The sequence below is a fragment of the Streptomyces sp. NPDC014734 genome (assembly GCF_043083325.1).
Taxonomy (GTDB): Bacteria; Actinomycetota; Actinomycetes; order Streptomycetales; family Streptomycetaceae; genus Streptomyces.
In genome coordinates this window covers 118,524-132,864 of the sequence record NZ_JBIBYN010000006.1, presented here as the reverse complement: position 1 = coordinate 132,864, position 14,341 = coordinate 118,524, and the positions used below count along the sequence as shown (strand labels likewise).

The window sequence follows — 14,341 nt, the reverse complement described above, 5'->3', positions numbered from 1 at the left end:
GGCGCCCCACTGACGCTTCCCGGAAGATTCCCGTACGTCCGACCCGCGGGGGGTCGACGAGTACTGTGGGACTCGCTTCCGGTCCTCCCGGCGGGAGGCGCGCAGCATTGACACTCAACCGAGCAACCTGGTCAGTGTGCCATACGGCGCGCGAGCCTGGCCAATCGGGCCGGAAATCCTACCCCCCGCCGCCGCCCGGTCAAACGGAGGCACGCGGCGGGCGCGGCCGGTGGATCGCGCGGACGTGCGCGGCACCCCTCCGCGGATCGTCGAAAATCCGGTCGAGGGCCGCATGTCCCCGCCCCTACAGTGGCCGGTCGGCACACCGTCGTCACCAGGGGCTCTCGTCATGCGTACGCACTATCCACGCACCGCCCACCTGCCCTGGTCGCCGGGGGCGACCTCGGACGACGTGCGGATCGCGGACCTCGCCGCGCTGGCCGGCCGCGAGGTCGTGGTGACCGAGAAGCTGGACGGCGAGAACACCACGCTCTACGCCGACGGCCTGCACGCCCGCTCCCTGGACTCCGCCCACCACCCCTCCCGGGGCTGGGTGAAGGCGCTCCAGGGCCGGATCGGCGCCCGGATCCCCGAGGGGTGGCGGGTGTGCGGCGAGAACATGTTCGCCCGCCATTCGATCCCGTACGACGGCCTGGAGAGCTTCTTCTACGGCTTCTCGGTCTGGGACGGCGAGCGCTGCCTGGACTGGGACCGGACCGTGGTGTTCCTGCGCGGCCTGGGGATACCGGTACCGCCCGTGCTGTGGCGCGGGGTGTTCGACGCCCGCGCCGAGAAGGCCCTGCGGGCGCTGAGGCCGGACACCGGGCGCCAGGAGGGCTACGTCGTGCGCCCCGCCGACGGTTTCGCCGCCGCCGGCTTCGGCCGTCTGGTGGCGAAGTGGGTGCGGCCCGGTCACGTACGGACCGACACGCACTGGATGCACGCCGCCGTGGTGGAGAACGGACTCGGCCCGGCCGCCGCCCTGTGGGCCGTGCGGTCCGGCGCGCCCGTCGACCCGGCGGCACTGGCCGCCGCCGCGTACCCGGCTACGGGGACGGGGACGGGTGACGACGGGGCCGGCCCGGGCATCGGGGACCCGGCGGCCGCCACCGCGACGGGCGACGCGCTCGACGCGCTGGGCCGGACCGGTGACGACCGGCTGACCGGCGTCCTGGCCGCGCTGCTCCACCGGGGCCGCCGCGCGGAACTCGCGCCCGCGCTGGCCCGGACGGTGGGGATGCCGGTGGCCCGGCGCGTCGCCGACCTCGTCGGGCTGTACCCCTCGCTGCACCGCCCCCACCCCGACGAGGAACGCCGCACCGGCCTGGTGCGGATGTCGTTCGCCGCCGATCTGCCGGTGCTGCACGCGCTGGCCGGCGCGGTGGCGGGGACGGACGAGGAACGCGAACAGGTGGAGTGGTCGGCGCTGCACGCGGAGGGCCTGCGGGAGCCCGAGGGGCTGGACGCCGCCTTCGCGGACCTGGCCCCGGACGCCGCCGCCCGTTGCCGGGCGCAGGCCCGCGAGGCGTACGCGCTGGGCCGGGTCGCCACCGCCGAGGAGGCGGTCGCCGCGACCTGGCGGTGGCGGACCGGGGACTTCCCGCGCCTGATCCACCTGGTCGGCCCGTCCGGCAGCGGCAAGAGCACCTTCGCCCGGGCCCTGCCGGGCGTCGACACGTATCTCTCGCTCGACGACCTGCGCGACGCCCGGGGTGCGCGCGCCGACCAGCGGGCCAACGGGGAGGTGCTGCGCGAGGGCCTCGACCGGCTGGACGCCGCGCTGACCGGGGGCGCCACGGTCGTCTGGGACGCCACCTCGCTCAACCCGCACCAGCGCTCCCTGGTGCACGCGGTCGCCCGGCGCCGGGACGCGCTGCTCACGCACGCCGTGACCGTGGTCGACGGGGCGGAACTCGTCCGCCGCAACGGCCGCCGCAGCCACCCGGTGCCCCCGCAGGTGCTGACCTCGCAACTGCACCGGTACGTGCCCCCGTACCCGGGTCAGGCGCACCGCACCTGGTACGTCGGCGCGAGCGGAACCGTGGAGGACAGGGCGTAGATGCGTACCAGCGAGGAGATCTACCACCGGGTCCGCTGGGACGCCCGGTTCGATCCGGCGCGCTTCGTACTGGGCGTGGCGCAGCGCGGGACGGTGCCGAAGCGGGTGCCGCTGCCCCGGTTCACGCCGGGCGGGGACATCCCCTGGCACCGGGTGCTGTTCTTCGAGGCGGACGGCGAGCTGGTGTGGGACCGGTCCTCCGGTGTGGACCGGATCGACGCCACGGACGCCGGACGCGTACGTGCCCCGCGCCGACTGCCGTCCCCTTTCTTCACCTCGCGGACCCCGCACGCGTACCGCGCGTCGCGGGGCGCCTGGGCGCCTCTGGAGGAGCATCCGCAGGCCCCCGTCTCCTCCTCCGGCCGCCGTCTGACGGTGCTGACCTGGAACACCCTCTGGGACCGCTACGACAGCGACCGCATCGACACCGCCCGGCGCCGCCCGCTCCTCCTCGACGCCCTGGAGCGCGCGGACGCGGACGTCATCGCCCTCCAGGAGGCCGAACCCGCCCTGCTCTCGATGCTGTTGGCGGCACCCTGGGCCCGTGAGGACTACACGCTGTGGGCCGAACCGTCCCGTCGTGACGTCGCCGACTGCGGTCTGCTGCTGCTCAGCAGGGTCCCGGTGCGCGAGGCGGGCCTGCACGTCCTGGGCCCGCACAAGGCGCTCGCCGCCCTTGTCGTGGAGGGCCCGGACGGGCCGGTGACGGTCGCGGTCACCCACCTCAGCAGCGACCACTCGACCGACGGGGCGGGCCGCCGGGACACCGAACTCACCGATATCGCGACCGGTTTGGCGTCGGTCGAGGGCGAGGTGCTGCTGCTCGGCGACTTCAACGACGGCGGGAACACCCCGCAGGACCGGCTGGGCATGCCTGACGCGTGGAGCCTGGTGCACGGGGCGGACGACCGTACGCCGACGTTCGACCCGTCGGTCAATCCGCTGGCCGCCGTCTCCTCCCTGTCGGGGCGGTCGTCCCGGCTGGACCGGGTCCTGGTCCGCTCGGAGCGGCTGCGGCCGGTGTCGGCGGCGCTGCTGGGCGACGCGCCGACACTGGACGGGCTGTACGTCTCGGATCACTTCGGGGTGCGGGTGGAGCTGTCCGCCGGGGCGGCGGAGGAGGACGGGGGCTCGCCGGAGGACGAGGCCGCGCGGGACGAGGCATGCGGGACGGCCGAGCGCTCCGCCGTCGCGGCCGAGGAGGCCGTCGCCGCGGACCTGGTCCGCCGGGTGACCGCCGCCCTGCCGGGGGCCCGTGTCCACCTTGCCGGTTCACGGCGGATGGGCTGCGCGCTGCCCGGCGCCGACGTGGACCTGGTGGCGGCGCTGCCCGGCGACGGGGGGCTGCCGGGGATACCGGCCCGCCTGGCGGCGGCCCTGCCGGACGCCGTCGACATCCGCGAGGTGACCGGGGCCCGCGTCCCCGGCCTGCGCTTCGGTGTCCGAGGCGGTGCCGGTGCCGACGTCGGGGGCAGTGACGGCGTCAGGGGCCTGCGGGTGGACCTGGTGACCGTCGCGACGGGCCCGCTGCCCCCGGCCGAGGCGGTTGCCCGCCGCGCCGAACTGGGCGAGGCGGCAGCCACGGCGCTCAGCGCGGTGAGCGACGCGGACGCGGTGCTCGCGGCGGCCAACCCGCACCGGGAGGCGTTCGTCCGGCTCGCCCGCGAGGTGAAGGCGTGGGCGAGGGCGCACGGTCTGGACTCCGCCCCGTGCGGCGGGCTGCCGGGCCTTGCCTGGTCCGTCCTGGCCGCCCGCACCGCACGCGAATCGGGCGACCTCCCGCCGCTCCCACTCCTCCGGCACTTCTTCGCGACCTGGGCCACGTGGGACTGGAACCGCCCGGTGGGCGTCGAGGAGGCCAACCGGGACACCGCTCCCGGGGATGCCCCGCTGACCGTGCTGACCCCGACCGCCCCGGTGCGCAGCTGCACGTCCCAGCTCTCCGCGGCGGGGCGCGACCTCGTCGCCGAGGAACTCTTCCGCGCCTGGGAGATCCTGGAGTCCGCTCCCGACTCCGCCCCCGTCCCGCGCGCCCGGCTCCGCGCCCGCCCGCCGCTGCACCTGCGGCATGCCGCCTGGGCGGTCGTCTCCGTACGGCACGGCGAGGACGAGGGCCGCTTCCGGGGCCGGATCCTCGCCCTGCTCGCCGCCCTGGCGGATGCGGGCTCCCCGGACGCCCACGCCTGGCCCCGCCCGTGCGACGCCGACGCCACCCATGTCCGGTACGCGATCGGTCTCGGCCGCACCCCGCCCGACGCGCCCCGGCTCGCCGAGATCGGCGGGGAGCTGCTGCGTGGCCTCCCCGACGCACGGATCACGCGGGCGAGCGGGGGCGAGGCTCCGGATGTGCGGTGAGCGCGGGACCGGCGGTGAGACCGGCGGACCGTCCGGGGCCGGCTCCTGCACACGGCACGCTCAGCATCGGTGAGCAGGAGATCCGGCAGGTTGTGAGACGGCTCCGGCACGCGCCGAGGAGCGCGAATCGCTCAGCTTGCCCACACGTACGAGACGAAGCCCGCCCACGCACCCGGCGCGAAGGCGAGCCGAGGTCCGTCAGCGTCCTTGGAATCACGCACATGCACCGCGTCGGGTGCCGCCGCGACCTCGACGCAGTCGTTGCCGTCGCCACTACTGCTGTAACTGCTCTTGAACCAGGCCGACTCGGAAACGTCCTGGGCAGAAGTCATGCGGATCATGTCTCTCCCAGCATTCGCTCGATGAAAGCCCGTGGCTCTCCTGGCAAGAGGACCCGAGCCCGAACAAGGCGGGGCACGACCGCTCAGCTCTCCCACACGTACGAGACGAAGCCCGCCCACGCACCCGGCGCGAAGACGAGCCGAGCCCCCTGCGCGTTCTTCGAGTCGCGCACGAGCACCGCATCGGGTGCCGCCGCGACCTCGACGCAGTCACCTTCGTTGCCGTCACTGCTGTAGCTGCTCTTGAACCAGGCCGACTCGGAAACGTCCTGTCCGGAAGCACTGCGGATCATGTCTCTCCCAGCATTCGCTCGATGAGGGCCAGAGTCTCTCGGGGCGTGAGAGCCTCGGCCCGGATGACGCCATACCGCAGTTCGAGGATACGGAGCTGTTTCGCATCGGTCACCCCGCGCCCGTTGAACGCCCCGTGCGAACGCCCCACCGCTGAACCGTCTCTGAACTTCAGCACTCTGATGTCTCCGTCCATGCCAGGATGCGCCTCGCGGTGCGTAGGCATCACTTGAAGGGTGACATTGCGCAACTGCCCGATCTCCAGGAGTCGTTCGAGCTGACGCCGCCACTCCATCGTGCCCCCGATGGGGCGCCTGAGCGCCGACTCCTCCTGGACAAAACTGAAAGCGGGTCCGGGCGATCGCTCGAAGACCGACTGCCGCGCCATCCGCGCGGCCACCATCCGTTCCACCTCGTCCTGCGAGTACGCGGGCTGCCTGGCCTCGAACAGCGCCCTCGCATGGCCCGGAGTCTGCAACAGTCCGTGCAGGCCGTGCGCCATATAGGCCGCGATCTCGACCGCCTTGGCCTCCAGCTTCGTCAGATCCCGGATCTTCTTCGGGTACCGCGCCTCCGCCACGTCCTGCTTCATCGCGGTGATCTTCCCGCCCGCGCCCAGCACTTCGTCCGCCCCGTCCAGGAACTCCGGCCGGGGGATGCGTCGGCCGCCCTCCACCTTGTAGACGAGGTCCTCCCCGTACCCGATCGCGGCTCCCAGTTCCGCGGCGCGCAGCCCCGCCGCTTCCCGCCACGCCTTGATCTGGCGCCCCACCGCGGCAACCACAGCCACCACCGACTCGTCATCGGGATCGACGTCCCAGCCCGGCTCGTCCGCCCCGGCGTCCCCACGCCCCGTTCCGGCCACATCCACGCTCATCCGTGCCCCACTTCCGACGCGCTTACCGTTTTGGGCCCAACCTCTGGTGTCTCCCACACGTCACCCCGGACAGCCGGGACAGCACTGGACAAGCACGGGACAGTCACCGTACGTAAGTGGCCTCTCACTGTTCACGGTACGCGGGCACGGCCACGCTGAGTGGCGTGAACCAACACATCACCCGAACCGAACGTTCCACTCCCACGCGCCAGTTCATCGTGCGGCTCTTCCCCACCGGTCGAGGCGCCAGGCTCGCCCGCGTCTTCGCCACGGCGCGCCTGAGCGACTGGGGGCTTCCCACGGATCCGGCCGCGCACATCGTCGCCGAACTCGCCGCCAACGCCGCCGTTCACGGCCGCGTACCGGGCCGGAGCTTCCAGCTCCGCCTCACCGCCCGCCGTGACCAGCTCCTGCGGATCGAGGTGACCGACACCCTGGGCGAGCGACTGCCCGTCGCCTCCGCCCCCGACCACGACGCGGAGAGCGGGCGCGGCCTCCTCATCGTCGAAGCGCTCGCCAACCGCTGGGGCGTCGATGTCGGCCCCGTCCCCCGCAAGACGATCTGGGCCGAGATCGACCTCGTACCGCGACCGCTCCACCGGGTCGCGGAAAGCCGCGACCCGGTGAGCCGAGTCCCCGCGCCCCACGACGCATAAAGCTTTGAAGAACCCGGGGAAATCACCCTCCCCAACCGAACCCGACCACCGTCCCGCACGCGTCACTCACTCGGGTGACATGGGGCAACCGGGCTGGATTTCACGTGGGTTGACCGGCCTATGCTCGCCGCGACAACTCCAGACATGCGACGGCCCCCGACGAGATTCACAGTCTCAACCGGGGGCCTGACCACCGAGGAAGTAGGAGCTTCCCGATGGATACCTCGCAGATTACCGCGCCCTCGCGCGGTGTGTCCCCCGTACTCGAAGACGGCACACCGTCATCCGGTGTCATCCACGTCAACTTCCGGCATGCCGCGGGCTTCACCGTCATCGGCAACCACCTCGCCCAGCACCGCGGCCTCTCCCTCACCGCGATCGGGCTCGCCGCCCACATCCAGTCGCTCCCCGCCGGAGCCAGGATCGGCATCAAGCGGCTCGCCGAACGTTTCCCCGAGAGCGAGGCCCGCATCGCCGCCGCACTGCGTGAACTCGCAGCCCACGGCTACCTCCACCGCAGCCGCGTGCGCCTCGCCGACGGCCGCATCGTCACCCGCACCTTCTCGTACAACCAGCCCGGCACCACCGCGCACCCCGTCACAACAACCCCTCGGACACATGCCGCCGCCCGCGAGCCGGCCTCGCCGCCCGCATCATCACCACTGCCGTCGTCGCCGCCCCCGGCCGCTCCCGACTCCGCCCCCGTCCCGAACCCCGCACCGCGGCCTCAGCCCGCCCCCGCCCTCGGACCGGACCCCACCGCGCGCAGCACACCGCCACCCGCCCCGCTGCCCCGACCGCAGGAACTCACGCCGGAACTCCAGCACGCGGCCACCGCGCTCCTCGCGAACCTGCGCCGTCGCACGCCCCGGCTCATCCTCTCCGAGAACGACATCCGCGCCCTCGCCCCAGGCGTCGCCACCTGGCTCGAACGCGACGCCCGCCCCGACACCATCCACCACGCCCTCACCACCGACCTCCCCGCTCCTCTCAAGCACCCGGCCGGACTCCTGCGCCACCGGATCACGACACTCCTGCCACCACCGCTGCCGGGCTCCCAGGACATCGCCGCACTCGCACGGCCCGACGTCACCGTCGCCCCGCTCCAGAACTGCGACCGCTGCGACCGCGCCTTCCGCTCCCACCACCCGGGCCGGTGCCGCGACTGCCGGTCGGACCTCCACACAGCCGCCTGACCCGGAACATCACCCACCAACCCGAACGGACCCGTATGGTCAGCTCACCCCACGAGGCAATGCACCGCATCTTCCAGGAGTACCCCGGCCTCTTCTCCCGCGGCTCCGAGGTACTCGGAGTCGATATCCCACCGCCCACCTCGGCCACCGCCCTGCCCACCGACCTCACCGAGGCCCGCCCCGTCGAACGCCGGGTGGACACCCTCCTGCGCATCGAGACGGAGCACGACGGGCCGTTCGTCCTCGCCATCGAGGCCCAGGGCAAGAAGGACCCGCGCAAGACCGCGAGCTGGCCGTACTACGTCAGCTATCTCCACAACAGATACGGCCTGCCCGTCCTGCTGCTGGTCGTCTGCCAGGACCACGCCACCGCCGAATGGGCCGCGCGCCCCATCTCCATCGGCGTCCGTCGATGGCAGACGCTCACGCTGAGCCCCCTCGTCGCCGGGCCGCACAACATGCCCGTCATCACCGACGTGGCCGAAGCCCGCAAGGACCTCGCGCTCGCCACCCTGGCCGCCATCACACACGCCGACAATCCGGACGTCGGTGCCATACTGAAAACCCTGTCCGCCGCACTGCGGGACACCCCGGAAGCAATCACCGACCCCATCGTCGAACTCACCGCACAGGGCCTGGGCAACCGCCCGGCCGCACAACAGTGGAGGAACCTGGTGGCCGTGGACCTCTCTTTCTACAAGTCCTTCATGTCGGAGGAAATCCGGGACGAAGGCAGGGCGCAGGGCAGGGCTGAGAGCATCCTGCTCGTACTGGAACAGCGCGGACTCACCGTTCCCGACACCGTGCGCGAGCGGATCACCGACTGCGACGACCCCGAGACCCTGCGCCAGTGGCTCGTGCGGGCTGTCACCGCCACCTCCGCCGAGGAGATCTTCACCGCGAAGTAGCCCGTGGCTGAACTCCCGAGCGCGGAGACGGCCGACGGTCGTCAGCCCCTGGCCCGCCCGAGATCCTTGACAGGTGAGGCCAGGGGCAACACGCCCTGCATGCCGCTATGGACGGGACGGTCGGGGGCGTCGAGCCACAGGTGTTCCCCGTCGCCGTCCACGGTGAGTCCGAAGCGGTCGAAGCCGGGGCGGCCATGGCGCTCCCACCACCGATGGGCGGCTTCGGCTTCGTCCCACAGGCGGCGCGGCCCCGACTGCCACACGCGCGCCGTGCCCTGGTCGCGGAACATGACGCATGCCCACGAACCGTCGGTGAGCCCGTAGAACCACACCGGCCGTGTCCCTCCGCGCTTCTCGGCGACGGTGCTGGAGCAGTTCCCAACACACGCGCCGAGCTCGCGCCGCGTCCGAGACGATCTCGTCGACCTCCACCGTGACGACGTGCCGGGCGCCCAGGCGGTGGGCGAGGAGGGCGGCATTCCACCCGGTCCCCGTGCCGATCTCCAACGCCCGGTGTCCCGGCCGCACGTCGAGATCCCGCAGCGTCCGGAACACCACACTCGGCATGGACGCCGAACTCGTGGGCTCACGGCCCGGTGCGGTCCCTTCGCGCCTGCCGTCGTCCCACTGCGTGACGACGGGTACGTCCGCGTCGGCGTACCGGTGCCAGGTCTCGGGATCGTCCGTTCTGCTGACGGCCACGCTCCGCCCGGCGTCCATGTCGAACGGCCACATCACATCGGGCAGGAACGCGGACCGGGGCACCGCGCTGAAGGCGGGCGCTCAGTCCGGAGACAGGACGCCCCGCTCGGACAGGACTCGCCCCGGCTCCGTACGCCGGGGAGACCCGGTGTTCACGTCATCGGTCACTGCTCGCGCACCTCGGATGCCCCGGACTGCGGCGGGTTGGGCACACCGGGACCGCCATCAGGGCTCGGCGGTTCCCGCGGTCCCGGCCACGGCTCTCCGGCAGCCCGTCGCCACCGTTCCCGCCCTTGTCGAGGATCAGATTCACGGTGCCGTCTCCGTTCACCTCGCTGGTACGGGAATCCGCCCCGTCTCGTCCCTCTCGGGCCCGTCTCGTCCCTCTCGGGCCCGTCTCGTCCCTTGCGGACCCCGTCCCGTCGCACTTTCCGGGTTCCTCCTGGGCCCAGGGATGGATCGCGTCGCTTCGCGCGGCAGCGGCGGGGACTCGATGTCCTGCTGTCCCACACAGCATGCCCGCAGTTGGCATATGCACCCGGCCCATCCACCCCGAAAAGCAGTACGAACGGAGGAGCACCGCCCCGGCGACGGCACCGCTCGCGCTGGACACGAAGATCGGCCAACCGGTAGAACTCCCGTTCGGTACTTTGCGGATCGGGGATTCATGAGCAGCACTGCGGCACCGCCGCCCGAAGAAGGTTCCACGTCGTCCGGGGAGAGCGCTTCGCCCTCCGCCGGAGGCTCCTCGCCGTCCGACGACGAATGGGCGGAGTTCCTCCGGCAGGCCGAGAGCGGGGCCGGGCGGGAGAACGCGCCCAAGGAGCCCTCCGCGCGGGCCCGGATGGTGACCGCGCGGATGCGGGCGCTGGACGAGGGCGCGGCGGCGGCCCGGTCGCGCAAGGGAGGCCGGCTGTGGCCGGGGCGGAAGAAGGCCCCGGTGGCGGGCGCCTGGCAGCCGGAGGGCTGGCGGACCGGGCCCGAGTGGCGGAAGAACGGCCGTGCACGACAGCGGAGCGGCTTCGTATCGGCTCTTGCCGTCCTGGCGGTGGTGGCTCTGGTCCTGGTCGCGATGCGTCCGAGCCTGCTGACGGATCACCTGCCGTGGCGGGACGACGCGTCCGACACGACCGCGCTTCCACCCTTGCCGCCGGAGTCCGCGCGGCCGACGTCGGCCCCGTCCACCGAGGCGCGGGACGACGGCCCCACCCTGGCCGAGCCGTTCCGGGGGTCGCCCGCGCTCCGCTGGGCCGACGGCGCGGACGGCATCGAGGTTCCGCCCGCCAAGGCGGTCGGCGGGATGAGCGAGCAGCGGGTGAAGCATGCCCTGTCCACGATGAAGAAGCTGTTGGTGGCGACCAATCTGGACCCGGCCACTCTGCGCGGTGAACCCACCGGGGCGGCGCTCGACCTGCTCGAACCCCGCCAGAAGGACATCCAGACGGATTTCCGGACGGCGCTGGACCACCCCACCAAGGACCACGATCCGCTTGCCCTGTTCACCCGCTTCGATCCCGGGCAGGTCCGCCTGGTCGGCGACGTGGTCAAGACGCGGGGCCGGATGACGTTCGAGGCGGGCAAACCCGGCTCGGTCGAGGTGCACGCCGACTACACCTTCGTCTACCCGGTGCGGAAGGCGGAGTCCGGTTCGTCACAGGTCGAGCGCACTCTGATGCGACGCGTACTGACGCTGGTGCTGTACGACCCCGCGAAGTGGCAGACGACGGCGGACAAACCTGCCCTGGTGCGGATCGACTACCAGCTCTACAACTCGGCCTGCGAGGTCTACGACGGCTACGCGCACCCGCAGTTCCCCGACGACGCACCCGACCCCGCCGCCACGGGTTCGGCATCGGACCCGTACGACCGCAGCGCGGCTCTGTCCGACGACAGGAAGGGCTGCGGCACGGTCACCCGGACCTGACCCCCATGCATTCACCACGAAGCAGCCCGTCCCGGCGGTGCGCGGGCGCGCGGGTCACCGGATCGCGAAACCGGCGATGCGGTGGACCCGCGGTCCGGCGTGCCTCGACATCGTGGGCCGGAACACGGTCGCCCGCGACCTCAAGAGATCAAGGACGGGGAAACCGCCCTTTCCGGCCCTCGCCTTCCTCCCGTCGCTCCGTCACTCACCCGCACAGGTGAGGTTTGCCAACTGGCCCGGCTCTTCCGCCGATGCGCAGGCATATGCTCGCCGCGACACACCACCCCGGACATATGTCGGCCCCCCGGCCGGGACCGACATCCCGGTCGAGGGCCCGGCACCCCGGCCGAGGACCTGACCGCCGAGGAACCGGCCCCTCGCCGGACTCACCGCACAGGGCCCGGGCAACCGCCCGGCCGCACGACGACGGAGGAACCTGGTGGCCGTGGACCTCTCCTTCTACAAGTCCTTCATGTCGGAGGAAATCCGGGACGAAGGCAGGGCGCAGGGCAGGGCGCAAGGCCAGGCCGAGAGCATCCTGCTCGTACTGGAACAGCGCGGACTCACCGTTCCCGACACCGTGCGCGAGCGGATCACCGACTGCGGCGACCCCGAGACCCTGCGCCAGTGGCTCGTGCGGGCCGTCACCGCCACCTCCGCCGAGGAGATCTTCACCGCCCGGCCGTGATGTCACTCCCCGCGTCATGACCTCGTCGCCCCGGTGGTGGGTCTCGACCGCCGCGTTACGCACTCGACGCCCCCGACCAGGCAACCTGTCCCTCCCCAACTCCGTCTATCCCCCCGCAAGCGCGGCCCTCCCCCCGTCGCGGCCTGCACGGAATCAGTACGCAGCGCAGCGCGGGGCGCGCCCGCCGCCGCTGCGGGGGAATGGACGGAGCACGGTGTTGACGGAAAGATCCGCGCCGCGCGCGGCCCGCACGGGGCTGCCGCGGCGCACATTGCTGATGGCCACGATCAGCGCGGCGAGCGCCGCCGCACTCCCCGCCTGCACGGCCCTCGCGCCGCCCCGCCGCCGCAATCCGGCCCCGGACCCCTTGCCCGGCCTGCCGATCAGCACCGCGCGACCGGCCCTGATGATGCAGGTGCTCGCCCATCCGGACGACGACCTGTACTTCATGAACCCGGACACCCGGCAGGCGTTCCACGACAAAACGCCCCTGGTCTGCGTCTACCTGACCGGCGGCGAGGCCGACGGCGTCAACCGCATGCCGGGGCGTCCGCGTCCCGCCCCCGACAAGGCCGCGTACTCCTCCTCCCGGCACCAGGGGCTCCGCCAGGCCTACGCGACCCTGCTCGGCCTCGACAGCTTCACGAACTGGGAGAAGTCGGTCCTCGAACTCGACGGCGGACACCGCGCCGAGATCAACCGACTCGCGCACGACGGCCGCCGGGTCGAGCTCATCTTCATCAACACCGCCATGCACACCAGTTACGGACGGCTCGGGCTGCCCAGCCTCTGGCAGGACCGGCGACTCGTCCTGCCCACCGTCGTCGCCGACGACTCACCGCTGCGTCAGGCGGGCTCGTACACCTACGACGGGCTGCTCGACGTCCTGGTCGGGCTCTTCGACACGTACCGGCCGACCGCCGTGCACACCCTGGACCCGGACCCCGACATCCAGCACAGCACCGAGGCCGCCCGACGCCGGGACAGCGAGCAGAAGGGCTACTCCGACCACCCCGACCACACCGCGACCGCGCTGTTCACCTGGACGGCACTGATCCGGTGGGTGGCACGGGTCACCGCCCGTGGTGGCGAGGTGCCCAGCTTCGCCACCACCGCCTACCGGGCCTACTACAACCGGCACTGGCCCAAGAACCTGCCGCCCGCCGTCCTGGCCCGGAAGGCGGAGGTCCTGGTCCCCTACGGCGGTTCGGCCGACTGGGACTGCGGCAACCCGGGGGGCTGCGGCGACTACAACGTGGGCGGCGACCGGCCGCTCACCAACCGCAAGGGCTGGGTGCGGTCCACCCACTACCGCTACCCCGGTCCCCGTCCCGTCCTCGGCACCGAACCGGACGGGCGGCTCGTCGCGTACGGGGTGCTGGGGCTGCGCGCGGTCCGCTGGCGCGAGAGCACGCCGGGCAGCGGGATGTGGAGCCTGCCGGACGACCTCGGCGGCGGCCCGCTCGCCCCGGTCCTCGGCGGCACGGCCCTGCCGGACGGGCGACAGCTCCTGTTCGGCCTGCGCTTCGACGCGATCGGCGGGCACGGCTCCGACAACACCCGCGAGATCGTCGCCCTGGAACAGGGCTCCCCCGGCGGCGACTTCCGCGCCTGGAAGGGGCTGGGCAATCCGGAGCGCGGGCAGGACACCGGACGCCGCATCGGCGTCCCCGTCGCGGTCACCGCCCCCGACGGGCGCGTCCACCTGTTCGTCCGGAACGCGGAGAAAGGTCTCAGCACCCGGGTACGGGACGTGTCCGGCCGGTGGGACGACTGGCGCGACATGGGCGGCGGCGAGATCCAGGACGGGCTGTCCGCCGTGGTCGACTCCGAGGCCCGGGTCCACGTCTACGCCGCGGGGCGTTTCGCGGTGCACCACTGGGCGCAGGACACCCCCGGCGCCCCGGTCACCGCCCGCACCCAGATCAGCGGAGTACCGATCCCCGGCGACGGTCCCGGCGCCCTGGCCTCACCGGACGGGACCGTCGACCTCTTCTACCGCGCCGAGGCGAAGGCGGCCCTGACCACCGTCCGGACCGGCGGGACGACGGACAAAACCGGCACCGGCATCGCAGAACACGGCCGGAACACCGGAACCCCCACCGGCTTCGACGGCTACGGACCGGTGACCGCCGTCGGCCCGGCGCACTCCCCCACCCTCCTCGGCCGCACCGCGACGGGCCTGGTCCAGCTCCGTACCCCTCACGGCCTCACCGTACGGAAACAGGGCCCGGTACCGCTGGACGCCCCTGCCCTGCACCTCGGCAAGGACGGCCGCCCGGTCGTCGTGGCCCTCGGCGTCGACGCCCACCCCTGGCTCTGGCGCCCCTGACGACGCTGTTGA

At 72.6% G+C, this 14,341-nt stretch carries 10 protein-coding genes and 2 pseudogenes; 8 read left to right on the top strand and 4 right to left on the bottom strand.

From position 1 onward, the window contains the following. The first annotated feature begins 349 nt into the window (after positions 1-349). Together ACF1CT_RS12605 and ACF1CT_RS12600 are read left to right on the top strand one after the other, a co-directional pair. Positions 350-2,059 carry an RNA ligase family protein gene (locus tag ACF1CT_RS12605; RefSeq protein WP_391783805.1) on the top strand — a complete coding sequence of 570 codons (1,710 nt, stop codon included), beginning with the start codon at positions 350-352 and terminating at the stop codon, positions 2,057-2,059. After that, positions 2,060-4,414 carry a poly(A) polymerase gene (locus ACF1CT_RS12600; RefSeq protein ID WP_391783804.1) on the top strand — a complete coding sequence of 785 codons (2,355 nt, stop codon included), beginning with the start codon at positions 2,060-2,062 and terminating at the stop codon, positions 4,412-4,414. A gap of 131 nt (positions 4,415-4,545) precedes the next feature. On the opposite strand, the gene ACF1CT_RS12595 is transcribed toward ACF1CT_RS12600, so the two are convergent. The 3 genes from ACF1CT_RS12595 to ACF1CT_RS12585 form a co-directional block, all read right to left on the bottom strand. Continuing rightward, positions 4,546-4,755 carry a DUF397 domain-containing protein gene (locus ACF1CT_RS12595; protein WP_391783803.1) on the bottom strand — a complete coding sequence of 70 codons (210 nt, stop codon included), beginning with the start codon at positions 4,753-4,755 and terminating at the stop codon, positions 4,546-4,548. 83 nt (positions 4,756-4,838) lie between these two features. Continuing rightward, complete coding sequence (locus ACF1CT_RS12590) at positions 4,839-5,048, bottom strand: DUF397 domain-containing protein (protein WP_391783802.1); 210 nt, start codon at positions 5,046-5,048, stop codon at positions 4,839-4,841. Then, positions 5,045-5,923: a helix-turn-helix domain-containing protein gene (locus ACF1CT_RS12585; protein WP_391783801.1), complete on the bottom strand. Its 879-nt coding sequence runs from the start codon at positions 5,921-5,923 to the stop codon at positions 5,045-5,047. Before ACF1CT_RS12585 ends, ACF1CT_RS12590 begins: the two co-directional genes overlap by 4 nt. A 164-nt stretch (positions 5,924-6,087) precedes the next feature. Here ACF1CT_RS12585 and ACF1CT_RS12580 point away from each other — a divergent pair, with 164 nt between their 5' ends. From ACF1CT_RS12580 to ACF1CT_RS12570, 3 genes are all read left to right on the top strand, one after another. After that, on the top strand, positions 6,088-6,579 hold the full coding sequence (locus tag ACF1CT_RS12580) for an ATP-binding protein (protein ID WP_391783800.1): 492 nt from the start codon (positions 6,088-6,090) through the stop codon (positions 6,577-6,579). A 215-nt stretch (positions 6,580-6,794) separates the two neighbouring features. After that, a complete protein-coding gene (locus ACF1CT_RS12575) occupies positions 6,795-7,775 on the top strand; it encodes a helix-turn-helix domain-containing protein (RefSeq protein ID WP_391783799.1) in 981 nt (326 codons plus the stop codon). Positions 7,776-7,810: 35 nt separating this feature from the next. Beyond that, a complete protein-coding gene (locus ACF1CT_RS12570; protein WP_391783798.1) occupies positions 7,811-8,683 on the top strand; it encodes a hypothetical protein in 873 nt (290 codons plus the stop codon). Between the two features lie 41 nt (positions 8,684-8,724). On the opposite strand, the pseudogene ACF1CT_RS12565 reads toward ACF1CT_RS12570, so the two are convergent. Then, positions 8,725-9,448: pseudogene (locus ACF1CT_RS12565) on the bottom strand (hypothetical protein). 604 nt (positions 9,449-10,052) lie between these two features. Here ACF1CT_RS12565 and ACF1CT_RS12560 point away from each other — a divergent pair. The 3 genes and pseudogenes from ACF1CT_RS12560 to ACF1CT_RS12550 all read left to right on the top strand — a co-directional run bounded on the left by ACF1CT_RS12560 (position 10,053) and on the right by ACF1CT_RS12550 (position 14,329). Continuing rightward, positions 10,053-11,309, top strand: coding sequence for a hypothetical protein (locus ACF1CT_RS12560; RefSeq protein ID WP_391783797.1), 1,257 nt, complete (start codon positions 10,053-10,055; stop codon positions 11,307-11,309). Between the two features lie 373 nt (positions 11,310-11,682). After that, positions 11,683-11,997, top strand: a pseudogene (locus ACF1CT_RS12555) (hypothetical protein); the annotation flags it as partial. Positions 11,998-12,274: 277 nt separating this feature from the next. Continuing rightward, on the top strand, positions 12,275-14,329 hold the full coding sequence (locus tag ACF1CT_RS12550; protein ID WP_391783970.1) for a PIG-L family deacetylase: 2,055 nt from the start codon (positions 12,275-12,277) through the stop codon (positions 14,327-14,329). Positions 14,330-14,341 lie beyond the last annotated feature (12 nt).